A 23,099-nucleotide genomic window follows, 5' to 3' on the forward strand; every position below is an offset into this window, starting at 1 on the left:
GGCAGGCCCTTCTTGGAGCCCTTTCACCGGATACGGATAATGATGGACCTTTTGACATCCTTTGACCTGCACGCCTCCCTGTCCGTCAACCGCTTCGTGGGCAGGATGCCGACGCTGGACGCGCTGCTGCACATCGTCGAGCGAAACAGCGTCTTCAAGGGCGCCTTCTCGATGATGCTGTTCTGGGGCCTCTGGTTCGCAACCCACCACGACCGCGCCCGTGTTCGCGCGCGCCTGCTGGCGACGCTGCTGGTCGCGGTGCTGGCGGTCTTCGTCGGACGCGCGCTGGCGGTCACGCTTCCCTACCGGCCGCGCCCGATCCACGATCCGGAGCTTGGCTTCCTGTTGCACGACGGCCTGACCAGCCAGACCCTCGACGGCTGGAGTTCCATGCCCAGCGACCACGCCGTGCTGTATTTCGCGCTGGCCACGGGAATGTTCCTTGCCCATCGGGCAATCGGCACGGTGGCGCTGGCGCATGCGATCTTCATCATCTGCCTGCCCCGCGTCTATTTCGGGCTGCACTACACGCTGGACATCGCGGTGGGGGCGGCAATCGGCGTGGCGATGAGCCTTCTGCTCGTGCCTGCGCTCGGCCGTCAGTTCGAGCGCAAGGCCGTCGCCGATTTCGCGCTCAGCCATGGCGGGCTGTTCTATCCGCTGGTCTTCTTCACCACATGGCAGGTCGCCCTGATGTTCGGCCCGGTGCGCGACCTGCTCCGCGATCTGGCCGCAGCCCTTACCTGAGCCGAAAGCGCTTCACGGCGCCCCCGTGGCCGGGCTAGCCTGCTGGGGGCCGCAGCGCGGAGGATGGGACGGGATGAACGGAAACCGGAAGGCATGTCGCGGATGACCGGCTCGTCGGATCTCTCGCGTCTCTTCGCGCTGGACGGCAGACGGGCGCTGGTCACCGGGGCAAGTCGCGGCCTCGGCCAGGCCATCGCGCTTGGCCTTGCCGGCGCGGGGGCCGATCTGGTGCTGACCGCGCGCACCGCAGCCGCGCTGGACGAGACCGCCGCGCGGGTGCGCGACCTCGGGCGCACGGTCGAGTGCCTTGCGCTCGACCAGTCGCGGGTCGAGGGGATCGCCGCTGCGCTGGACGGGGCGGGGCACCTCGACATCCTCGTGAACAATGCGGGCATCGAGGAGGTCTGCCCCTCCGACTCCGTGACACCCGAGCTTTGGGACCGGATCGTCGATACCAACCTGCGCGGCGCCTTCTTCGTCACGCAGGCCGCGGCGCGGGGGATGCTCGACCGTGGCGCGGGCTCGATCATCAACCTCTGCTCGCTCACCTCCTTCGTGGGCGTGCCCACCGCCGTGCCCTATGGCTCGTCCAAGAGCGGCCTGCTCGGCATGACGCGGGCGCTGGCGACGGAATGGGGGCCGCGCGGCGTGCGGGTGAACGCCATCGCCCCCGGCTATTTCCGCACCGCCATGACCGAGGTGTTCTATCGCGACAAGGACTGGGGCCGGGCCATGCTGGGCAAGATCCCGCAGGGCCGGTTCGGCCGGGCCGAGGATCTGGTCGGCGCCGCCATATTCCTCGCCTCGGATGCCTCCGCCTATGTCACCGGCCAGTGCCTCGGCATCGACGGTGGCTATCTCGCCGCGATCTGAGGCCGCTTCCCCTTGCCGCAGGGCTGCGAACGGGTGCAAGAAGCTGAGAGCCTCGAGACAGGAGACCGCCCGAGATGACCGCCCAGCCCGGCCCCCGTCGCGCCCCGGCCTCGCCAGAGCCTGCGGTGCTGATCCGGGACGTGGACATGGACTTCGGCGCCGGCCCGCTGGCGGTGCGGGGGGCCAGCTTCTCGCTCGCCCCCGGCCGGTTCCTGACCATCCTGGGTCCCTCCGGCTCGGGCAAGACGACGCTCCTGCGCATCATCGCGGGCTTCCAGACGCCGACGCGGGGCGAGATCCGCATCAATGGCCACGCGGTCACCGCCGTCGCGCCGCACCGGCGCTCGATCGGCATGGTGTTCCAGAAGCTCGCGCTGTTTCCGCACATGACGGCCGCCGAGAACGTGGCCTTCCCGCTGAAGATGCGCCGGCACGATCCGCGCAGCATCCCCGGCAAGGTCGAGCGTTACCTGGACCTCGTGCGGCTCGGCGGCCTCGGGACGCGCCGCATCCACGAACTCTCGGGGGGCCAGCAGCAGCGCGTGGCGATCGCGCGCGCCCTGGTGTTCGAGCCGGAGCTGCTGCTACTGGACGAGCCGCTCGCAGCCCTCGACCGCAAGCTGCGCGAGGAGATGCAGCTGGAGTTCCGCCGCATCCAGAAGGAACTGGGCGTCACCACGATCAACGTCACCCACGACCAGCGCGAGGCGCTGGTGGTCTCGGACGAGATCATCGTGATGGAGCATGGCGAGATCCAGCAGCACGCCCGGCCCGTCGAGATGTATCGGGCGCCTGCCAATCCCTTCGTGGCGAACTTCATCGGCGTGTCGAGCTTCCTCGACGGCCGCCGCGGGCCCGGCGGCCTCGAGGTGGCGGGCCTGTCGCTTGCCGGGACGCCGGCGGGTCCGGTGCCGGATGGCGCACCCGCGCGCGGCGCGATCCGGGCCGAGCAGATCCGCATCGCCGCCGACGCACACGCGCTCGGACCGTGCGAGACCGTGCTGGACGGCACCGTCCGCGACACGATCTTCGAGGGCGAGCGGCTGCTCTACATCGTCGCTGTCGAAAGCCTCGGGGTCTCGCTTCAGGTCTATCACCACGACCCGGAGGATTATGCGCTGTTCGAAAGCGGGGCCGAGGTGAAGCTCGGCTGGAAGGCCCGCGATCTTCTGATCTTCAACCGGCAGGATGGCCGGGAAGGACGATGACCCAGCAAGGAGAAGGATCATGATCCACAAAGTCACGCGCCGCGGACTGCTCCGCGGCACCGCTGCGGCGGGCTCGGCCGCCCTGCTCGGATCGCTGCCCGCCGGCAGGCTCTGGGCGCAGGAACCCGAGAAGCCGGCCGAGATCATCGTCCGAGCCTGGGGCGGAAGCTGGGTCGAGGCGCTGAAGGCGGGCGTCTCCGATCCCTTCACCAAGGCCACCGGCATCGCCGTGCGCCACGACCTGACCGAGGACAACGAGATCCAGCCGAAGGTCTGGGCCGCCGTCGCGCAGGGCCGCGTGCCGCCGATCCACATCAACTGGGACACCACGACCAACGCCACCAAGTCGGCGCTGCGCGGCGTGACCGAGGACCTGTCCGACCTCCCGAACCTCAAGAATACGACCGACCTTGCGAAGCCGGTGGGCCTCGACGGCTATCCGATCGTGAACACCTACGGCTATGTCTATGTGCTGGCCTATCGCCCCGAAGTCTTCCCGGACGGCCCGCCGAAGTCGTGGAAGGTGATGCTCGACCCGAAGTTCAAGGGCCGGATCGCGCTCTACAACGACGGGATCGGCTTCCACTTCCCGTCGCAGGTCGCGGGCGGCGGCAAGCTCGAGGACATCCCCGCCAACATGCAGCCCGCCTGGGACTTCATCGCCCAGGTGAAGGAGCAACAGCCGCTGCTGGGCGAGGATCCGGACTTCACCGCCTGGTTCCAGAACGGCGAGATCGACCTTGCCTGCACCATCTCGACCAACGCGCGCGAGGCGAAGAAGAACGGCGTGGACATCGCCTGGACGGTGCCCGAGGAGGGCTGCAAGTTCGACACCGACGGGCTCTGGATCCCGAAGGGCCTGCCCGAGAACGAGCTTTACTGGGCCAAGCAATACATCAACTTCGCCATCACGCCCGAGGCGCAGCAGGTCTGGCTGGACGGTCTTGGGCTGCCGGGCGTGGTGCCGGGCCTGACGCCGCCCGCCGATCTGGTGGGCGATCCCTCCTATCCGACAAGACCGGAGGATTTCGAGCATCTGATCCGGATCTCGTCACAGGTGCAGGTCGAGAACGAGAGCGACTGGTTCGCGAAGTTCAAGGAGATCATGCAGGGGTAAGGCGCAGGCGCCGCGCAGCCCTTGGGTCGCGCGGCGCAGTCGCGACGGTTGCCGGCTGTCAACCTCGGGGCCGCGACCGACCTCGCAGCGTCGGAGGATGCCGCCGCAGCCATCGATCCGGGACGGCGCCGCCGGCGCCGTTCATCCAACCGCGGCGACGGCCTCGCCGTGCCATCAACCGCCGCACCGTCGCCCGACCTCCTCCGCCAGAACGAGACCGCCATGTCCTCCTTCCGATACCCGCTGCGCTGGCGCCTGATGGATGCGCTGGAACGGGCGGCCGACCTGCTCTGGCCGAGGAGCCTCTCGCGCTTCACCGGCTGGCTGATGATCGCGCCCGCAATCCTTCTGGTCGGGCTTCTGGTGCTGGGGCTTTTCCAGATCGCCGACGGCTCGCTTCGCACGCTCGACCGGGCGACGTTCCTGCCGTCTGAACATCTGAGCCTGACGAATTACGAGACCGCGCTTGGTTCGGCCACCTACTGGCGAGTTTTCGGCCGGTCTGTCCTCGGCGCGTCGCTCGCCACGGCACTGACGCTGCTCCTCGCCTTCCCCTATGCCTATGCGCTGGTGCGCGTGCCGAGCGCGGCGCTGCGCAAGGCGCTGCTGGTGGTGCTGTTCCTGCCCTTCTTCATCGGGCAGGTGGTGCGGGCCTATGGCTGGCTGATCATCCTCGGCAACGGCGGCATGGTGAACGAGGCGCTGGGGCTCGTCGGCATCGCGCCGCAACGGCTGCTGTTCAACTTCCCCGCCGTGGTCTTCGGGCTGGTGCAGTATCTGCTGCCCTTCGCGGTCCTGATGCTTGCGCCTGCGCTGACGGCCATCCCGGCCGAGACCGAAACCGCGGCGCGCTCGCTCGGCGCCTCATGGGGCCGCGCGATCTGGCATGTGGTCTTGCCTATGGCGCGGCCGGGGCTGATCGGCGCGGGGCTGGTGACGATGACGCTCGCGCTGACCGACTTCGCCACGCCTGCGATGCTCGGAGGCGGCTCGCAGGACTTCATCGCGAATGCGATCTACGACCAGTTCTTCCGCACCGCCGATCAGGGCCTCGGCTCGGCGCTGGCGCTGATGCTGGTGGCGGCGGGCTCGGCGATCGTGGCGCTGGTGCTGGGCCTGTTCGGCGCGGGGACGCTCGCCATGGGGGCGCGGAAATGACCAGCCCCGGCCAGCGCCTGATGATCTGGAGCCTCGTCTGGATCTCGATCCTGATCCTCTCGGCCCCGACCGTCGTCGTCCTCGGCGCCTCGGTCACCTCGGGCAACATGCTCGCCTTCCCGCCCGAGGGCTTCTCGCTCAAGTGGTACCAGAAGATCGCGCTGGCCCGCGACCTGAGGCAGGCCTTCGGGCGCTCGCTCGTGGTGGCCACGGTCTGCACGCTGGTGGCGCTGCCGGTGGGCACGCTGGCGGGCATCGCTCTCTCGCGCTACCGCCTGAGGTTTGCCAATGCGCTTCAGGTCTATCTGCTCTTGCCCTTCACCGTGCCGCTGATCGGCTCGGGCATCGGGCTCATGCTGGTCTTCGGCGAATGGGGGGTGCTGGGCAGCCTCTGGCCGGTGGGGGTGGCCTGCGCGGTCATCAACCTGCCCTTCCTTGTCTGGTCGGTCTCGTCCAGCGCCACGCTGCTCGACCCCGACCTTGAACATGCGGCGGCCAACTGCGGCGCGGGCCGGATGCAGACCTTCCTGCACGTGACGCTGCCCGCCGTCATGCCCGGCGTCATCACCGGCTCGCTTCTCATGTTCATCCTCGCGATGAACGAGTTCCTCGTGAGCCTCCTGCTGACCGACGCGCGCACCGTCACCCTGCCGGTGCTGATCTACAACTCGATCCGCTCGATCATCACCCCCGATCTCGCCGCCGTCTCGGTCGTCTTCATCGTGATCGCGGGCGCGGCCATCGCGCTTCTCGACCGGCTGGTGGGGCTCGAGATCTTCCTGAAGTCCAAGTGAGGTAGCCCCATGGTCCAGGTCAATTTCCAGGTTCTCGCCGATCTCGATGCCACGGGTCGCGCGGCGCTTCTGCGCCGGTCCGAGACGGACCTGTCGATGTTCCTCGAGAAGGTGGCACCGATCCTCGAGGCCGTCCGCACCGAAGGCGACGCGGCGCTCGTCCGCTTCGGGCGCGAGCTTGACCGGGCCGAGGGCCTGACGCGCGAGGGGCTGAAGGTCACCGAGGCCGAGTTCGACGAGGCCTTCACGCTGGTCGAGCCGGAGATCGTCGAGGCGATCCGCTTCGCCATCGCCAACATCCGCGCCTTCCACGAGGAGCAGACGCCCGAGCCGATGTGGCTGAAGGAGATCCGCCCCGGCGCCTTCGCAGGCGACCGCTTCACACCGATCCGGTCGGTCGCGCTCTATGTCCCGCGCGGCAAGGGGTCGTTCCCGTCGGTCACGATGATGACCTCGGTCCCGGCGGTGGTGGCGAAGGTGCCGCAACTCGCGATCTTCACGCCGCCCGCGCCGGACGGGAAGGTGGATGCGGCTACGTTGGTGGCCGCGCGGCTCGCGGGGGTCGGGACGGTCTACAAGGTTGGAGGCGCGCAGGCGGTGGCGGCCGCCGCCTACGGCACCGAGACGGTCGCCCCCGCGCTGAAGATCGTTGGGCCCGGCAGCCCCTGGGTCGTGGCGGCGAAGCGGCTTCTGGCGGGCGTGATCGACCCCGGCCTGCCCGCCGGTCCGTCCGAGTCGATCATCCTCGCCGACGAGACGGTGCACGGCGGCCTCGCAGCGCTCGACCTGCTGATCGAGGCCGAGCACGGGCCGGACAGTTCCGCCTGGCTCGTCACCCATTCGCGGCGCGTGGCCGAGGAGGCGCTGGCGGCGCTCCCCGGGCACTGGGCGGCGATGACGCCGCAGCGGGTGGAATTCTCGCAGGCCGTGCTTTGCGGGCGCGCGGGCGGCATCCTGCTCACGCCCTCGGTCGAGGAAAGCCACGCCTTCGTCAACGACTACGCGCCCGAGCACCTGCAGATCCTCTCCGAGAAGCCCTTCGAGCATCTGGGCCGGATCACGGAAGCCGCCGAGGTGCTGATGGGGCCGCACACGCCCATCACCATCGCGAACTTCTGCCTCGGGCCGAACGCGGTCCTGCCCACCTCGCGCGGGGCGCGAACCTGGGGGCCGCTCTCGGTCCACGATTTCCTGCGGAGGAGTTCCGTGGGCTACGTGACCGCGCCCGCCTATCCGGAGCTGGCCAAGGTCGCGCGGGCGCTGGCGGATTACGAAGGCTTCTCGTCCCACGCCAACGCCGTCGGCCCGATGCGCGACGCCTACCTGAAGCGGCCCTGACCATGTCGCGCACCGCCGAGATCCGGGCCACCGCCCGCCATGACCGGCAAGCGGCCGAGGCGATGCTGGCTGCGCTCATCCACGACCTCTTCGGGCTCGCGGTGCGCGACCTCGCCATCAACCTTGACCGCTACTCGCTGAACTCGCTCAACGGCTTCTTCGAGAGCGACCGCGGCCCCTGCTTCTTCAAGTTCCACCAGGAGGAAGGCGAGGAAGCCATGCGGGGCGAATATTACCGGGCCGACCTGCTGGCCGAGGCGGGCCTGCCGGTCGACCGGCCGATGCTCGTCTCGCAGATGCCGGGCGAGCAGATCCTGATCTACCGCCGCCGGTCGGACCCGCGCTTCTCGGACCTCCTGCGCGGGCTCGACCTTGCGCCAGATCCCGCCGGCATCGCCCGCGCGCTTGCCGCCGAGGCCGAGCTGAACGACCGGCTGATGGCCGTGGCGCAGGCGACGCTGCACCCGATCACGCCCGCCCAGTCGCAGGCCGAACCGATCCACCGGCTGTTCCACGAGCGGCTGGTGGACCCCGGAAGCCGCCACTATCCCGGCGGCCGGCTCGCCTCGTTCTACATCGGCAAGACCTTCGGCCTGCCCGGTCTCAGCCTGCCATGGGAGATGCTGGGTCACTCGCGCATCGCGATCAACGGCCAGCTTTATCATCGCACACTCGCGGAACTGTTCGATGCCGCCCATGCCCGGCTTGTCCCCGGGCGTCTGGCGGATGCGGGCGGGATCACCGCCCACGGAGACGCGCACAATGCCAACGTCTGGTGCGAACAAGGGGCGGAAGCCGACCGGCTCGTCCTGTTCGACCCGGCCTTCGCGGGCAGCCATGTGCCGTCGCTTCTGGCAGAGGTGAAGCCCACCTTCCACAACATCCTCGCCCATCCGCTCTGGCTCTACGACCCCGAGGAGATCGCGGGCCGCTACCGCGTCACCGCTCGCCTCGAGGACGGCATCCTCTGGCTCCAGAGCGACTGGCAGCCGGGCATCCTGCGCGAGGGCCTGCTGGAGGTGAAGGCGCGCCGCTTCTGGGCCCCATGGCTCGCGCATCTGAAGGCCCGCGACCTGCTGCCGCAGGACTGGGAGGAGGTGCTGCGCCTCGCGCTCTTCCTCTGCCCGACGCTGGTGATGAGCCTGCGCGCCGATCCCGCCCAAGCGCCCGATAGCGGCCCGCATTCGCCTGAATCCTCGGCACTCGGGCTCATGGCGGCGGTCATGGCAGGCAGCCGGCCGCTGACCGGCAAGGATCGGCTCACGGAGTTCTTCGACCGCATCCACCCTTGACGTCGATCGTTGCACAACCGGCAACAGATGGTCACAAAACGGTATCGTCGCTATGGCATAGCGCGGGCGACGGTCCCAGACCTGCCAGCCCAGACGAAGGACGCGCCCATGGACATGACCCTCCTGCCGCCGCCCCGCCGCCACCGCAGCCTGTTCCTGTCCGACCTGCACCTCGGGTCGCGCGGGTGCCGGGCCGAGCGGATCCTCGGCTTCCTGCGCGCCAACACTGCCGCGGACATCTACCTCGTCGGCGACATCCTCGACCTCTGGCACCCGCCCTTCCCGCACTGGACGCCCGTGCACGACGAGATCCTCGCGCTGCTCCTGCGCCGCGTGCAGGAGGGCTCGCGGCTGCACTACCTCACCGGCAACCACGACGCGGCGATGCGGATCCATCTCGGCACGCCGTTCCGGCGCATCGTCGTGGCGGAGGAGATCGTGCACGAGGCCGCCGATGGCCGGCGATACCTGGTGATGCATGGCGACGCCTGCGATCCGCGGGTGCTGCGCTGGCACGTCATGACGCGGATCGGCAGCCGGCTCGACTGGATGCTGCGCCGGCTGGACGAGCGCCTGAAGCGCCTGCGCCGGACCGTACAGCCCGAACGGCGCAGCCTGATCGAGGCGCTGCTGTCCGGCGTCGATGCCGTTATGGCCTTCGGCACCGCCTACGAGGTGCGCCTTGTCGCGCGCGCCCGCCGCGCCGGCTGCGACGGCGTGATCTGCGGCCATTTCCACAAGGCCGCCCTGCACGAGAACCACGGCCTCGTCTATGCCAACTGCGGCGACTGGGTCGACAGCTTCACCGCGCTGGCCGAGGATGCCTCGGGCCGGCTGAGCCTGCTCCAGGGTGTTCCGGCACCCGAGCCCTCCGCCGGTTTCGCCCGCGCCTTCCCCCTGCCGGCCGAGGCATGATGTCCGCACTCTCGCTCACCGCCTTCTCGCTTCTCGCGCTTCACCTTTCCGCGGCGGCCCTTGCCGTCTCGCACGGCAGGCGCCGCCCGCCTCGCCGGCCCGACGCGCCGTTCATCTGCCTGCTCCGCCCCGTCTGCGGGCTGGACGGCTTCGACCGCGAGACGCTGGGATCGAGCTTCGGGCTCGACTATCCCGATTACGAGATCGTCTTCTGCGTCGCGCGCGAGGACGATCCCGTGGCCGCGGTGGTGAGGGAGCTGATCGATCTGCATCCGGGGGCGCGGGCGCGCCTGCTGGTCGGCAACGACCCGATCACGGCCAATCCCAAGCTCAACAATCTTGCCAAGGGCTGGGCCGCGACCGAGGCGCGGCTGGTGGCGATCGCCGATGCGAACCTCATGCTTCCGCGCGACTACCTGCGCCAGCTGGTGGACGGCTGGACACCGGGCACGGCGATGGTGTCCTCGCCCCCTGCCGGGGACCGGGCCGAGGGGCTCTGGGGCGCGGTGGAGGCCGCCTTCCTGAACGGCCTGCAGGGCCGCTGGCAACTGGCCGCGGCCCGCTGCGGGCTGGGCTTCGCGCAGGGCAAGACGATGTTCCTCGACCGCGACCTTCTGGACCGGCAGGGCGGTCTGGCCGCGCTCGGCCGCGAACTGGCCGAGGATGTCGCGGCGACGCGCATCGTGCGCGAGGAGGGCCGCGCGGTGCGGCTGGTGCCGCGGCCCTTCGTGCAGCCGATCGGACGCCGCCGCCTGCGCGAGGTCTGGGGCCGCCAGCTGCGCTGGTCGCGCATCCGCCGGCAGGGCTTCCCCGCCCTCTTCGCGCTCGAGCCGCTGCTGTCGCCGGCCATCCCGCTTCTGGCGCTGGCGCTGTCGGCGCCGCTGCTGATCCTGCCCTTCCTTGCGCTGTGGTATGGCGGGGAATGGGCACTCTGCCGTGCGATGGGCTGGCCGCGGGCGAAGCGCGACCTTGCCGCCTGGGTGCTGCGCGACCTGATGCTGCCGGTGCTCTGGCTTGCGACCTTCGCCCGGCAGGGCTTCGAATGGCGCGGCACGGCAATGGCGCCGACGGTCGAGGAGCCCGCCGGATGATCGAACCCGGCACCGCGCTTTCGCTGGTGGCGGCGCATGGCATCGCGCTTGTCGCGCCACTTGCGCTGATCGAGGGGCCGATCATCACCATCATCGCCGCCTGGCTCGCGCAGCAGTCGATCCTCGACATCCGGGCGGTGCTGGCGACCGTCGTCGCGGCGGATCTGGCGGGGGATGCGATCCTTTACGCGGCCGGGCGCGCCGGCGGCCACCGCATCGCAAGGCTCCTCCGGCTGGACGAGGCGCGCGTGGCGGACCTGTCCGGGCAGCTCAACCGGAACTCGGGTCGGCTGCTGATCGGCGCGAAGCTGACCCATGCCGCCGGCGCGGCGGTGCTGTTCTCATCCGGGGCGGCCCGGGTGCCCTTCGCCTGGTTCATGCTGTGCAACCTGGTCGCCACGGTGCCCAAGAGCCTCGCCTTCATCGCCCTCGGCTGGTGGACGGGCGAGAGCTACGACCGGATCGGAGGCTGGATCCTGCCGGTCTCGGTCGGTCTCGTGGTGGTGGCGCTGATCGGCGGGCTGGCCCTGCGCCGGAGCCGCTGCCCATGACCCGCCCCACGGTCGGCTGCCTGATCCCGGCCTTCAACGAGGCCGCCCGCATCGGCGGCGTGCTGCGCGCCGTGATCGGTCATCCGCTGATCGACGAGGTGCTGGTGGTGGACGACGGCTCCTCCGACGCGACGGTCGACACCGCCCAGCGGCACGGCGCGCGGGTGATCGCGATGCCGCGCAACGGCGGCAAGACGGCCGCGGTGGCGGCGGGGGTCGCGGCGCTGCGCTGCGACCTGCTGCTGATGCTCGACGCGGACCTGACGGGGCTGGATGCCGCGGCGCTCGACCAGCTGCTTCGGCCGGTCCTGCGCGGCGAGGCCGACGTGGCGATCAGCCTGCGCGGGAACGCGCCCCTTGCGTGGCGGCTGATCGGCCTCGACTACATCTCGGGCGAGCGGGTCCTGCCGCGGGCGCAGCTGGCTGCGCGGGTCGGGGACCTGTGCGCGTTGCCACGCTTCGGGCTGGAGGTCTTCCTGAACCGGATCTGGATGGCCGAAGGCGCGCGGGTGGCGATCATCGACTGGCCCGGCGTGGCAAGTCCGGCCAAGGCGCACAAGCGCGGGCTGGTGGCGGGTGCGCGCGCCGATGCCGCGATGCTGGCCGACATCTTCCGCACCATCTCGCCGGCCGAGGCGCTGCGCCAGATCGCGACCCTGCGCAACCGGCGGCTGCGCGACCGCGCGCGGCGCGATCCGGCGGTCCCGGCCGCCGGGGTGGCCGCCCTCAGCCGGTGGCGAGGGCGATGGTGACGCGGCGGTTCTGCCGGCCCTTCTTCTCGATCCTTCCGATCTCGACCCGGCCGATCTCGCCGGTCCGGGCGACATGGGTGCCGCCACAAGGCTGAAGATCGACCTGACCCGCGCCTTCGCCGATGCGGACCAGCCGCACCCGGCCCTGCCCCGTCGGCGGCATGACCGACATGGTCTTGACGATCGAGGGGTCGGCCAGAAGCTCCTCGTCGGTGATCCAGTCCTCGGTCACCGCCAGGTCACGCTCGATCAGCGCGTTCAGCCGCTCTTCCAGCGCCGGCACATCCGCCGGTGGCTCCGGCATGTCGAAATCGAGCCGCCCACGCTCGGGGCCGATCTGGCCGCCGGTCACCGGCAGCGGGATCACCACGGACAGCAGGTGCAGCGCGGTGTGCACCCGCATGTGCCGATAGCGCCGCTCCCAGTCCAGCACCTGCCGGACCGTCGCGCCCACGGGCGGCATCGCCTGCGCCTCGGCGGGCACCAGCGCGATCCGGCCGGCCTCCGCCTTGGTGGTGGTGGCAATGGGAAGCCGGCCGCCGTCCCAGACCAACACGCCGCTGTCGCCGGGCTGCCCGCCGCCGGTGGGATAGAAGATCGAGCGGTCGACGAGGATGCCGCCCTCGGCGGTGTGGCCGATGACGGTGGCCTCGGCCTCGCGCAGGTAGGGATCGGTGCGGAAGATCGCGTCGGTCATCAGCGGCTGCTCCCCGTGCCTTCGGCGGCGCCATCGCCCTCGTCGCCCTCGGCGTCCTCCCCTTCGTCGGGATGGACGGCGCTGGTGCCCTTCGGCACCTCGTCCTTCTGGGCGGCACGCCCCGCCGGGGCCTCGAGCAGGGCGGCAATTTCCACCGCATCGAGCGTGTCGGACGCTGGCTCCTGCGGCCAGATCTCGCGCGGCATGTGCGGCAGGCCGATGCCTTCCTCGGCGAAGCGCTTGGCGATCATGTGGTTGATCTCGGATCGCACGGAAAGCGAGAAGTTCACGTCGCGCAGGATCACGCGGATCTCGAAGCTCAGCACCTCCTGGGTGAAGCCCATGAACAGGATCGTCGGCGGCGGGTTCAGGATGGCGAGCGGCTGCGCCTCGGCGATCTCGCGCAGGATGCGCTCGACCTTGCGGGTGTCGCTGCCATAGGCCACGCCGATCGGCACGATCAGCCGCCCCGTCATGTTGTAGCGCGTCCAGTTCGTCACCTGTCCGGCCACGAGGTCCTGGTTCGGCACGATCACGTCGGTGCGGTCGAAGGTCTGGATCCGGGTCGAGCGGACCGAGATCGACTTCACCGTGCCCTGCACGCCGCCGACCTCGATCCAGTCGCCCTCAGACACCGGGCGCTCGATCAGCAGGATGATGCCCGAGACGAAGTTGCCCACGATGGTCTGCAGGCCGAAACCGATGCCGACCGACAGCGCACCGGCGACGATGGCGAGGTTCGAGAGGTCGAGGCCCGCGGTGTTCACGGCGACGAGCGCGGCGAGAATGATCCCGAGGTAGCCGACGCCCGAGACCACGGCGTTGCGCCCGCCCTGGTCGAGCCGGGTCTTGGGCAGGATTGAACTTTTCAGCGCCCCCTGGAACAGCCGCGTGACGCCGTAGCCCACGGCGAAGACCACCGCGAGCAGCAGGAAGCTCGTGGGCGAGATCCGGGTGGAGCCGATGGTGTAGCCCTCGCGGAAGCGCGCCCAGATCTCGGTCAGGTCGGCGACGCGCGCGCCCCAGACCAGCGCCAGCAGCGGCACCATGGCGATGGCAAGCAGGAAGCCGATCAGCACCGGCAGGAGCGCGTCGCGCCCGCCGTCCTCGTTGCGCGTCGCGAGACCGTAGAGGTCGCCCACCAGCGTCTGCAGCACGAAGAGCACGCCGACGAGACCGAGCGTCACCCCGGCCGGATAGACCAGTGCCGTCGCGGCGGCGATGTAGCCGAGCGCGCCGAGCAGCGGGCCGATGACGCCGATCAGGATGGCGCCGCGGCCCAGAAGGCCGATCAGGCTGTTGCGATAGGTGGTGGGCTCGTCCGCGCTGGTGTCGTTGCGCACGCTGGCAAGCATCAGCTGGCCGATGCGGAAAAGCAGCAGACCCGCCAGCACGATCGTGGGGAAGGCGAAGACCGAACTGGCCGTCTCGCCCACCCGGGCGGGAGGCAGGGCGGTGATCCGCAGCGCGTCGATGGCGATCACGACGCCGAACATCGCGGCATGGAAGCGGCCCTCGCGCCGCCGCTCGGAGGAAAGGTTCAGCGGCGCATACTGGTGGCAGGCCTTGGGAAACACCCGCCCGGCCAGCCAGCCCGCGACATAGAGGATGAAGCCGATCGCAGGCAGCACCTCGACGATCTCGGCGGTGCGCGGGCCGGCCATGCCCGACAGCCTGACCGCGTGGCTCACGGCCATGACGCCGGCCACCGGCAGGGCGATCTGGCCGAGCGAGACGAGCAGCGACCAGACCTTGCGCCCGCGGGCCGAGGCCTGATCCTGCAGGCGTTGGGTCAGCTGCTCCATCAGCGACCGCCCGCGGGCGATCAGCAGCAGGCCCACCGCCAACAGGGCAAGGATGGCCGGCAGGTTGTCGCGGGCCGTCGCCTGTGCCCGCTCGGAACCCCAGCGCTCGGTGCCCTCGGTCCAGATCGTCAGCGTGACGTCGGTCAGGGCACCCGCCGCCTCGGGCCAGTTCGCCGGGTTGAGCGGCATCGGCCAGACGCGGAGCAACTCCTGCGTCTGCCGTTCCCGCAGCACGCGGTCGATCTCGCGGATCAGGCCGTCGGCGCGCTGATAAGCCTCCTCGGCCGAGACGACGGGGACGCGCAGTTCGGCCAGCTGGTCGTTCAGGTCCTTGCGGCGCTCGGCGATGTCGGCGGGCTCGGTCGCGCCCTCGGCAGGTGCGGGTCCCAGCGCGTCGATCTGGCCCCGGGCCGAGGCGATGCGGCTGGCATTGATGCCCTGGGCGCGCAGGAAGGTGTCGCGCCACTGGACCAGATAGCCGCGCATGGTCTCGTGGTCGGCGCTTTCCGTCTCGCGGTCGGCGATCTGCTTCTCGGCGCGGGTGGCGGTCTTCTCCCACTCCTTGTAGTCCGGAGGCGCGAGTTCGTCGGCGGTCGCGGCCGGGCCCAGCGCAGCCTGGGCCAAGGCGGGAGCGGGTGCCCACCCCTGCGCCGATGCGCAGGCAAGGGCGAGCCAGAGCAGCAGAAGCCGCGTCAGTCGCAGGGGATGCATGGGGTCAGAGATCCTCGAACACCGGAGGGATGGCCGGGGGCGCCTCGTCGAGCCATTGCGGGACGGGCAGGCCCTTGTCCCTCAGGAAGTAGGGATTGAAGAGCTTGGACTGGTATCGGTTGCCATAGTCGCAGAGCACGGTGACGATCCGGTGGCCCGGACCCATCTCGCGCGCCATGCGGATCGCGCCGGCGATGTTCACGCCGGACGAGCCACCGAGGCAGAGACCTTCTTCCTGCACGAGGTCGAAGATGATCGGCAGCGCCTCGGCATCGGGAATGCGATAGCTGAAGTCGGGCCGGAAGCCCTCGAGGTTGGCGGTGATGCGGCCCTGCCCGATCCCTTCGGTGATCGAGCTTCCGGGCGCGTCGAGCGTGCCTTCGGTGAAGAAGGCATGCAGCGAGGCGCCCTCGGGATCGGCGAGACCGATCTTCACGCCCCGGGGTTGCAGCGCCATGGCGACGCCCGCGATGGTCCCGCCGGAGCCCACGGCGCAGATGAAGCCGTCCACCTTGCCGTCGGTCTGCTCCCAGATCTCGGGGCCGGTGGTCTCCAGATGGGCCTGCCGGTTCGCCACATTGTCGAACTGGTTGGCCCAGATCGCGCCATTCGGCTCGGTCTTCGCCAGAAGCTCGGCCAGACGGCCGGAATAGCGGACGTAATTGTTCGGGTTGCGATAGGGCGCGGCCGGAACCTGCACCAGCTGGGCGCCGGCCAGCCGCAGCATGTCCTTCTTTTCCTGGCTCTGCGTCTCGGGGATCACGATCACCGTGCGGAAGCCCATCGAGGCGCCGACCAGCGCAAGGCCGATGCCCGTGTTGCCCGCGGTGCCTTCGACGATCGTCCCGCCGGGTTGCAGCAGCCCCTTCTCCACCGCGTCGCGGATGATGTAGAGCGCGGCCCGGTCCTTCACCGACTGGCCGGGATTCAGGAACTCGCACTTGCCGAGGATCTCGCAGCCGGTCAGCTCCGACGCCTTGCGCAGACGGATCAGGGGGGTGTTGCCGATCGTGTCGGCAAGGTCACGGTGAATACGCATCAGGTGTCCTTTGCTGAGGCCCCCTGTGTAGGATCGCGGGGTGCGGAACTCAAGCGCCCGCCCCCGCCCCGGCCCGTCCTGTCAGCGGCTTTCAGCGCGCAGCCGCGGCCGTTCCCGCTCCAGCCAGAGCGCCGTCAGAACCAGCGGCCCGTTGCAGATCTCGCCGGTCCGCACCAGATCCATCAGCCGGTCGAAGGGGATCAGGTGGCCGCGGATGTCCTCGGCCTCGCCCTCGACGCCGAAGACGCCCTCGACCCCGTCGGGCAGGTCGGCAAGCGCGACGTAGGAGTAAAGGAATTCCGCCTTGGCCGCCGGCGTCGGATAGTAGCCCGCGACCTTCTCGAGCGCGCCGAGCGTCAGGCCCGCCTCCTCCACCGCCTCGCGCCGGGCCGTGGCCTCGGGCGTTTCGCCGGGGTCGATGCGGCCGGCGATCGGCTCAAGCAGCCAGGGCTCGCGGTCGCCGCGCCCGAAGGGGCCGGGGCGGAACTGCTCGACCAGCAGGACCCGGTCACGGGCGGGATCGTAGGGCACGACCGTCACCGCATCGCCCGAGATGAAGACGGCGCGGTTGACCGTCGGGCTCATCGCCCCGCCGAAGCGGCGGAAGGCCAGATCGTATTCCTCGACCGCGAAGAAATTGGCATAGACCTGCCTGCGCCGCTCGATCGCGATGTCGCCGGGCCAGCAGCGGCGCCGCACCTCGGCGGGGGCCGGTTCGGCGGCGCGCACCCGGCTTGCGCCCTGCACCAGCATCAGCCGGTAGCGGGCGCGGGCGGCCCCGGCCGGCACCTCGGGCCAGAGAGCCAGCACATCGACGGCAGTCGCCGTGACGATGGGCGCCCAGACCGCCTCCCACTCCGCGGCGCACCACGGGCCGGCACCGGATCCGGCGGCCAGCAGCGCCTGCACCGACTGGCCCCCGACCTCGACCGGAAGCCGGACGAGACCCGCCACCTCGCGGTGATAGTCGAGCCGCGCGGCGGAATCCCCGTCGAGATCGACAAGCACTCCCTCCACGCTGCCGTCCGCCTCGGGGGACAGCGCGGCGAAGGGACCGGCGCCGGTCAGCGCGTGACCGTCGAGACGCGCCGGCTGTCCGGCGATGCCGCGCCCGAAGATGGCCGCCTGCAGCGCGCCATGCGCCAGCGGCCCGCACAGGAAGACAGGACCCTCGCCGCTCACTTCCAGCGCCGCCCGGCCCATTCGGCGGCACTTCCGCCGATCATGCCGCCCACCACCAGCGTCGCGAGGATCTCGGGCGTGACGAGCAGCCTGCCATGGTCCAGCATCAGCTGGAACACCCCGAGGATCGCCTCCATCGGGCCGTGGTAGAGCATCCGCAGCGCCCGGATGACCATCACATAGAGGGAATAGGCCAGCAGCGCGAAGAAGACGATGGTCGCCGCCGTGCGCACCCCGGTGGTCATCGAGGCGACATAGCCCCGCCCCGCCATCGCCCCGCTGATCATCCAGCCGCAGACCAGCCCGATCGCGGCGCCGCCGGGGCCGAACAGGCCGGCGGGTGTGCCCTCGGGCAGGCGGTCCACGAAGAGCATGGCCCCGATGTAGCCCAGCGCGGCGAAGGCCAGCGCGGCAAACAGTTTTGCGGCGGTCGGCATGCCTGTCCTGCCCCAGGGGGCCGCTTCAGGCGGCCCGCGTTACCGTGATCTGCGTCACGTCGCAGTTTCGGCCGTCGAACGAGCCCGCGCAAGAGGTCAGGTAGAAGTTCCACATGCGGCGGAACCGCTCGTCGAAGCCCAGCGCGGCCACCTGGTCCCAGCGTTCGTTGAAGGTCTCGTGCCAGCGGCGGAGCGTCATGGAATAGCTCTGGCCGAATTCGACCGAGTCCACGACCCGCAATCCGCCCCTGCCGATCTCGGCCCGCAGCACGCTGGGCGAGGGCAGCATTCCGCCGGGGAAGATGTATTTCTGGATGAAGTCCACGCCGCGGCGATAGACCTCCCACCGCTTGTCCTGCACGGTGATGATCTGCAGCGTGGCGCGGGCCTCGGGCTTCAGCCGCTCGCGCAGGGTCTGGAAGTAGATCGGCCAGTATTTCTCGCCCACCGCCTCGAACATCTCGATCGAGGCGATCCCGTCATAGGTGCCACGCTCGTCGCGATAGTCCTGCAGCCGGATCTCGACCCGGTCCGACAGGCCCGCGCGGGCGATCCGCTCCACCGCGTAGTCGTGCTGCGCCTGGCTGATCGTCAGGCCGGTCACGCGCAGGCCGCGCTCCTTCGCGGCATATTCGGCAAAGCCGCCCCAGCCGCAGCCGATTTCCAGCACGTGATCGCCCGGCTTCGCCCCCATCCGGTCCACGAGGCTTGCATATTTCGCGCGCTGCGCCTCCTCGAGGCTTTCCTGCCCGGTGCGGAACAGGGCCGAGGAATAGGTCATGCTTTCGTCCAGCCAGAGCGAATAGAACTCGTTGCCAAGGTCGTAATGCGCGGCGATGTTCTTCCTCGCCTGACGCTTTGAGTTGCCGCGCAGCCAGTGACGGATGTTCTCGAAGGCCCGCAGCAGACCCATGCCGGGAAAGCCGTCGTAGACATCGTCGTTGTCGGCGTGAAGCAGGTCCATGAAGGCCTGCAGGTCCGGCGTGGACCAGGCCCCGTCCAGATAGGCCTCGCAGAAGCCGAGGTCGCCCTCGCGGATCAGCCGGGCGAAGATGTCGGAATCGTGGATGTCGAGTTCGGCCACCGGACCGGGGCCTGCGCCCTCGATGCGGAAGCGCCGGCCGTCGTCCAGCACGAAGTCGAGCCGGCCGTGGCGGAGGCTCTGCATGACCTCGAAAACCTGCGGGAAGTAGCGCGGCAGGTCGTGCTGCCCGCGCGTCGTGGTCAGAGGCGTCATTCCTGTCCTTCCATCGGGTGACTGTTCACCTGCTGCGTTGTCCATAGGCGGCCAGTGCGCGCTCTCGCCCCTCCGCCAGCGGGATGACCGCATCAGGATAGCACTGATCGGGCGCCAGTCCCCAGCGTCGCGGCACGGCCTCGAAGAAGGAAAGCGCCCGCGCGCCGGGCCGTCGGGCCAGTTCCGCCACGAAGCCTTCGCGATAGGCGCCGCCTGCGTCGAACTTCTCGGCCTGCGTCGCGGGGTTGAAGATGCGGAAATAGGGCGCGGCATCGGGTCCCGATCCCGCCACCCATTGCCAGCCCAGCGCGTTCGAGGCCGGATCCCAGTCGATCAGGCAGTCCTCGAACCAGGCCTGCCCGACCCGCCAGTCGGTCATCAGGTGCTTGGTCAGGTAGCTGCCGGCGATCAGCCGCGCGCGGTTGTGCATGGTGCCCGTCACGAACATCTCGCGCATGGAGGCATCGACGAAGGGCTCGCCCGTCATGCCGCGGCGCCAGCGCTCGGCATCCGGGTTGTCCTTGCGCCAGGGGAAGGCGTCCCAGTCCGGGCGCCAGTTCCGGCTGGCGATCTCGGGCGTGTGATAAAGCAGGTGCCAGGCGAACTCGCGCCAGACCAGCTCCTGCAGGAACTTCTCGGCGCCCAAGCGGCCCTCGTCCAGCGCCCGGAGGCCGGCGTGCCAGACGGTCCGCGCCGAGATCTCGCCATAGGTCAGGTTCTCGGAAAGGCCCGAGGTGACGGGAACGGCCGGCTGGTCGCGACAGGCGGCGTAGCGGTCGATCCGGTTCCCGATGAACTCGGCCAGCCGCTCCGCGGCCGCGGCCTCGCCGACCCGGACGTGGCGCGCCACCACCGCTGCCCCCCGGTTCATCGCGGCGCCAAGGCGCCAGTCGTCCAGCCGGTCCGAGGCGGGCCAAGCCGCAGGTGCCGCAAGCCGAGCGGGCGCGGGCAGCGGCGCGACCCCCTCCCGCGCCTTCACGGCCTTCCAGAACGGCGTATAGACCTTGTAGAAGGCGCCCTGCCCGGTCGCGATCTCCCAGGGCTCGTGCAGGGTGTGGCCGGGATGGCTGACCGCCTCCGTCCCGCGGCCCTTCAGCCCCGCCTTGACCGCGGCATCCCGCGCGCGCCAGGACCGCTCGCAGAGCCGCGACCAGTGCACGGCGGCGGCGCCGGTTTCGGCCACCAGCGCCTCGAGCACCTGAAGCGCCGGCCCGCGGCGCAGGATCAGACGGCTGCCGTGCCGCTCCAGCGTCCGGGCGAAGGCCTCGATGCCAAGACCGAGCCGCCACTTCGGTGCGGCACCCAGCGCCTCGGTCTCGGGATCGAGGATGAAGACCGGGACGAGCGGTCGCCCCGTGGAGGCCGCAGCGGCAAGCATCTGGTTGTCCGTCAGCCGCAGGTCGCGCCTGAACCACAGGATGAGCGGGGCCTCGGCCATCTTGTCCTTCTGTCCCTCTTTGCAACGTCCTACGCGCGGCACGCCGGGCCGGATCACTCCGCGGCGCGCCATCGGCCCCGCGCAACCGGGCCTTGCGTCGTCCGGCTCCGCATCGCCCGGCGTCACGTCACGCCGCCCGTCCGGGGCGCCCGGTCGCCCGGCGGGTCCTCGCACTGCGGACCGCGCCCGCGGAAGGGTGCGCGGGGCCCTTCGGCAAAGCGGCGGCCGGGGTCAGAGCACCTCGTCCAGCGCGAGCATCAGCTGGGCGATCTCGGCCTCCGAGGTGTAGTGCACGAAACTCACCCGCAGCACACCCTGCGCAAGATCCACGCCCATCGCCTCGAGCGGGCGGACCGCGTAGAAGTCGCCCGAGCTTGCCATGATCCCCTGCGCCGCCAGCGCGGCCGCGACCGGCGCCACGGGCCGGTCGAGCGCGATGGCCACGGTGGGCGCGCGCCGTTCGGCCTGCCGCGGACCGATCAGACGGATGTCGTTGCGCGAGGCCAGCTGGTCGAGCAGCGGACGCAGCAGCCGGATCTCGTGCTCGCGCATCAGCCGGTGAACCTCGCGCGCGCGTTCCGCCGGCGTCGCCTCGGTCCGGGCGTGATGGGCGTGAAGTTCGTCGATGTAGTCCGCGATCCCGGCACAGGCTGCGACCTGCGCGTGATCCGGGCCGGCGGGCGTGAACCGCTTGTAGAGCGTGCCGGCGTTGAACCAGTGGCCCTGCTCGGGCAACAGCTCGCCCAGTTCCCGGCGCATCAGCATGATGCCCTGATGCGGGCCATAGGTCTTGTAGGCCGAGAAGAGATAGACGTCCGCTCCCAGCGCGGCCATGTCGGGCAGCCCGTGCGGCGCATAGCTCACGCCGTCGACACAGGAAAAGGCGCCTGCGGCGCGCACCGTGGCGCAGATCTCGGCCACCGGGTTGATCTCGGCCACGACGTTCGAGCAATGCGGGAAGCAGACGAGCCGCACCCGGCCATCCTCAAGCAGCGGTTTCAGCCCCGCGGGATCAAGATGGCCGGTCTCGGGGTCGATCTTCCACTCGCGCACCTCCACGCCATCGGCGGCAAGCCTGCGCCAGACGCCGGAGTTCGCCTCGTGGTCCTGGTCGGTGACGACGATCGCGCCGCCCGCCGACCTCAGCCAGCCGCGCACCGCCTGGGCGAGCACGAAGGTGTTGGCCGAGGTCGAGGGGCCGAAGGACAATTCGTCCGCCTCGACCCCCATCATGGCCGCCAGACGCGCCCGCGCCTCGTCCATCTCGGCGCCGGCCGCATGCGAGGCGGCATAGGGCGCATAGGGCTGCACCTTGCGCTGGTGATAGAAGCGGAACAGCCGGTCGATCACTGCGCGGCAGGTGTAGGAGCCGCCCGCATTCTCGAAGAAGGCCTGTCCGGCCAGCGAGGGCTCGGACAGGGCCGGGAAGCAGGAGCGGACGAAGTCGATGTCGAGGGTCATGGGATCTCCGGGCAGGACACCCCGAGGCTAGCCAGCCCCCCGGCACAACACAAGGCGCCGCCACCTGCCCTTGGGGCGATCAGGCGGACAGGTCCACCACGACGCGGCCCTGCACCCCGCCCTTCAGGATCGCCTCGCCCAGCGCCGGCAGGTCCTGAAGCGTCGCCGGATGCACCATCGCCTCCAGCTTCGCCATCGGCAGATCGGCAGCGATCCGGTCCCAGGCGCGGACCCGGTCAGGGATCGGGCGCATCACGCTGTCGATGCCGAGGAGGTTCACCCCGCGCAGGATGAAGGGGATGACGGTCGCCGGCAGCGCCGCGCCGCCTGCCAGCCCCACCGCCGCGACCGAGGCGCCGTATTTCATCTGCCCGAGGATGCGCGCCAGCATCGCCCCGCCCACCGCATCCACGCATCCGGCCCAGGTCTCGGATTCGAGCGGGCGCTTGACCGTCTCGGCCAGATCGGCGCGGGGCACGATCCGCGCGGCGCCGAGGTCGCGCAGATAGCCCTCGGTCTCGGGCCTGCCGGTCACCGCAGCGACCTGATAGCCGAGCGCCGCCAGAAGCGCGGTCGCGACCGAGCCGACACCGCCCGCGGCGCCGGTCACCAGCACCTCGCCCCGCTCCGGCTGAAGGCCGTGATCCTCGAGCGCGATCACCGCAAGCATCGCCGTCAGGCCGGCCGTTCCGACCGCCATGGCGGCCCGCGTCGTCAGCCCCTCGGGCAGCTTCACCAGCCAGTCCGCCCTGACCCGGGTCTTCGTGGCATAGCCGCCCCAGCGGATCTCGCCCACCCGCCAGCCGGTCAGCACCACGCGGTCGCCGGGGGCGAAGCGGGGGTCCGCCGATGTCTCGACCACGCCGGCGAAATCCACGCCCGGGACGTGCGGCCAGGTCTTCACGAGCCCGCCGCCGGAGCCGAGGCAGAGACCGTCCTTGTAGTTCAGCGTCGAGAACTCGACCCGCACCGTCACGTCGCCCTCGGGCAGCAGCGACTCGTCCAGTTCCCGCACCTCGGCATGCGGGGTGCCCTCGGCATCCTTCTCGACAACCAGTGCCCGGAACATGTCAGCCCTCCTTCCGTTCTCTCCTCCGGACGGCAGGACCGCCGGACCGGCAGGCGCCGCGGGACCACGCGCCTGCCGGCCCGGCCCGCCCCCCGCCAGACTGCATTAAGTGCTTGAGCCGATACCAGCCCTATTCTAGCGTCCCAGCATCTGCCGGCCAGCCTGGGAACAGCCGCAGATCCCAGTT

General features: G+C 70.3%; 21 protein-coding genes. 12 read left to right on the forward strand and 9 right to left on the reverse strand.

Annotated features, from left to right (window positions below; translation table 11 throughout):
- The first annotated feature begins 39 nt into the window (after window positions 1-39).
- The 12 genes from CK951_RS12390 (at window position 40) to CK951_RS12445 (ending at window position 11,836) form a co-directional block, all read left to right on the forward strand.
- Window positions 40-747: a phosphatase PAP2 family protein gene (locus CK951_RS12390; protein WP_096786443.1), complete on the forward strand. Its 708-nt coding sequence runs from the start codon at window positions 40-42 to the stop codon at window positions 745-747.
- Between the two features lie 93 nt (window positions 748-840).
- Window positions 841-1,620 carry an SDR family NAD(P)-dependent oxidoreductase gene (locus CK951_RS12395; RefSeq protein ID WP_232520619.1) on the forward strand — a complete coding sequence of 260 codons (780 nt, stop codon included), beginning with the start codon at window positions 841-843 and terminating at the stop codon, window positions 1,618-1,620.
- A 74-nt stretch (window positions 1,621-1,694) separates the two neighbouring features.
- Window positions 1,695-2,828 (forward strand): ABC transporter ATP-binding protein, encoded by a 1,134-nt coding sequence (locus CK951_RS12400; protein WP_096786444.1) that lies wholly within the window; start codon window positions 1,695-1,697, stop codon window positions 2,826-2,828.
- A 19-nt stretch (window positions 2,829-2,847) separates the two neighbouring features.
- Window positions 2,848-3,945 (forward strand): PotD/PotF family extracellular solute-binding protein, encoded by a 1,098-nt coding sequence (locus tag CK951_RS12405; protein WP_096786445.1) that lies wholly within the window; start codon window positions 2,848-2,850, stop codon window positions 3,943-3,945.
- A 222-nt stretch (window positions 3,946-4,167) separates the two neighbouring features.
- The gene (locus CK951_RS12410; protein ID WP_096786446.1) at window positions 4,168-5,103 is read left to right on the forward strand and encodes an ABC transporter permease; all 936 of its coding nucleotides are present in this window, start codon (window positions 4,168-4,170) and stop codon (window positions 5,101-5,103) included.
- The gene (locus tag CK951_RS12415; protein ID WP_096786447.1) at window positions 5,100-5,897 is read left to right on the forward strand and encodes an ABC transporter permease; all 798 of its coding nucleotides are present in this window, start codon (window positions 5,100-5,102) and stop codon (window positions 5,895-5,897) included. Before CK951_RS12410 ends, CK951_RS12415 begins: the two co-directional genes overlap by 4 nt.
- Before the next feature lie 9 nt (window positions 5,898-5,906).
- Entirely contained in the window at window positions 5,907-7,235 is a 1,329-nt protein-coding gene (gene hisD, locus CK951_RS12420; protein ID WP_096786448.1) for a histidinol dehydrogenase, read from the forward strand.
- A gap of 2 nt (window positions 7,236-7,237) precedes the next feature.
- A complete protein-coding gene (locus tag CK951_RS12425) occupies window positions 7,238-8,527 on the forward strand; it encodes a hypothetical protein (protein WP_096786449.1) in 1,290 nt (429 codons plus the stop codon).
- 108 nt (window positions 8,528-8,635) lie between these two features.
- A complete protein-coding gene (locus CK951_RS12430; protein WP_096786450.1) occupies window positions 8,636-9,442 on the forward strand; it encodes a UDP-2,3-diacylglucosamine diphosphatase in 807 nt (268 codons plus the stop codon).
- On the forward strand, window positions 9,442-10,533 hold the full coding sequence (locus CK951_RS12435) for a ceramide glucosyltransferase (RefSeq protein ID WP_096787253.1): 1,092 nt from the start codon (window positions 9,442-9,444) through the stop codon (window positions 10,531-10,533). The genes CK951_RS12430 and CK951_RS12435 overlap by 1 nt, the downstream gene beginning before the upstream one ends.
- Window positions 10,530-11,084 carry a DedA family protein gene (locus CK951_RS12440; RefSeq protein ID WP_096786451.1) on the forward strand — a complete coding sequence of 185 codons (555 nt, stop codon included), beginning with the start codon at window positions 10,530-10,532 and terminating at the stop codon, window positions 11,082-11,084. Before CK951_RS12435 ends, CK951_RS12440 begins: the two co-directional genes overlap by 4 nt.
- The gene (locus CK951_RS12445; RefSeq protein ID WP_096786452.1) at window positions 11,081-11,836 is read left to right on the forward strand and encodes a glycosyltransferase; all 756 of its coding nucleotides are present in this window, start codon (window positions 11,081-11,083) and stop codon (window positions 11,834-11,836) included. The genes CK951_RS12440 and CK951_RS12445 overlap by 4 nt, the downstream gene beginning before the upstream one ends.
- Here CK951_RS12445 and CK951_RS12450 read toward each other — a convergent pair.
- From CK951_RS12450 to CK951_RS12490, 9 genes are all read right to left on the reverse strand, one after another.
- Window positions 11,811-12,533 (reverse strand): alanyl-tRNA editing protein, encoded by a 723-nt coding sequence (locus CK951_RS12450; RefSeq protein ID WP_096786453.1) that lies wholly within the window; start codon window positions 12,531-12,533, stop codon window positions 11,811-11,813. The two genes, CK951_RS12445 and CK951_RS12450, sit on opposite strands and share 26 nt — an antisense overlap.
- Window positions 12,533-15,049 (reverse strand): DUF3772 domain-containing protein, encoded by a 2,517-nt coding sequence (locus CK951_RS12455; RefSeq protein ID WP_096786454.1) that lies wholly within the window; start codon window positions 15,047-15,049, stop codon window positions 12,533-12,535. The genes CK951_RS12450 and CK951_RS12455 overlap by 1 nt, the downstream gene beginning before the upstream one ends.
- Window positions 15,050-15,053: 4 nt before the next feature.
- Window positions 15,054-16,088: a cysteine synthase A gene (locus CK951_RS12460; RefSeq protein WP_096786455.1), complete on the reverse strand. Its 1,035-nt coding sequence runs from the start codon at window positions 16,086-16,088 to the stop codon at window positions 15,054-15,056.
- Between the two features lie 81 nt (window positions 16,089-16,169).
- The gene (locus CK951_RS12465; RefSeq protein ID WP_096786456.1) at window positions 16,170-17,291 is read right to left on the reverse strand and encodes an NUDIX domain-containing protein; all 1,122 of its coding nucleotides are present in this window, start codon (window positions 17,289-17,291) and stop codon (window positions 16,170-16,172) included.
- Complete coding sequence (locus tag CK951_RS12470; RefSeq protein WP_096786457.1) at window positions 17,267-17,707, reverse strand: TrgA family protein; 441 nt, start codon at window positions 17,705-17,707, stop codon at window positions 17,267-17,269. The genes CK951_RS12465 and CK951_RS12470 overlap by 25 nt, the downstream gene beginning before the upstream one ends.
- A gap of 25 nt (window positions 17,708-17,732) precedes the next feature.
- A complete protein-coding gene (locus CK951_RS12475; protein ID WP_096786458.1) occupies window positions 17,733-18,944 on the reverse strand; it encodes a cyclopropane-fatty-acyl-phospholipid synthase family protein in 1,212 nt (403 codons plus the stop codon).
- Window positions 18,945-18,969: 25 nt separating this feature from the next.
- Entirely contained in the window at window positions 18,970-20,382 is a 1,413-nt protein-coding gene (locus CK951_RS12480; protein WP_096786459.1) for a deoxyribodipyrimidine photo-lyase, read from the reverse strand.
- A 231-nt stretch (window positions 20,383-20,613) separates the two neighbouring features.
- Window positions 20,614-21,843: an aminotransferase class V-fold PLP-dependent enzyme gene (locus CK951_RS12485; protein WP_096786460.1), complete on the reverse strand. Its 1,230-nt coding sequence runs from the start codon at window positions 21,841-21,843 to the stop codon at window positions 20,614-20,616.
- Window positions 21,844-21,922: 79 nt separating this feature from the next.
- A complete protein-coding gene (locus tag CK951_RS12490) occupies window positions 21,923-22,912 on the reverse strand; it encodes an MDR family oxidoreductase (protein ID WP_096786461.1) in 990 nt (329 codons plus the stop codon).
- Between the last annotated feature and the right edge of the window lie 187 nt (window positions 22,913-23,099).

Source organism: Rhodobacter sp. CZR27, from assembly GCF_002407205.1.
Lineage (GTDB): Bacteria > Pseudomonadota > Alphaproteobacteria > Rhodobacterales > Rhodobacteraceae > Cereibacter_A.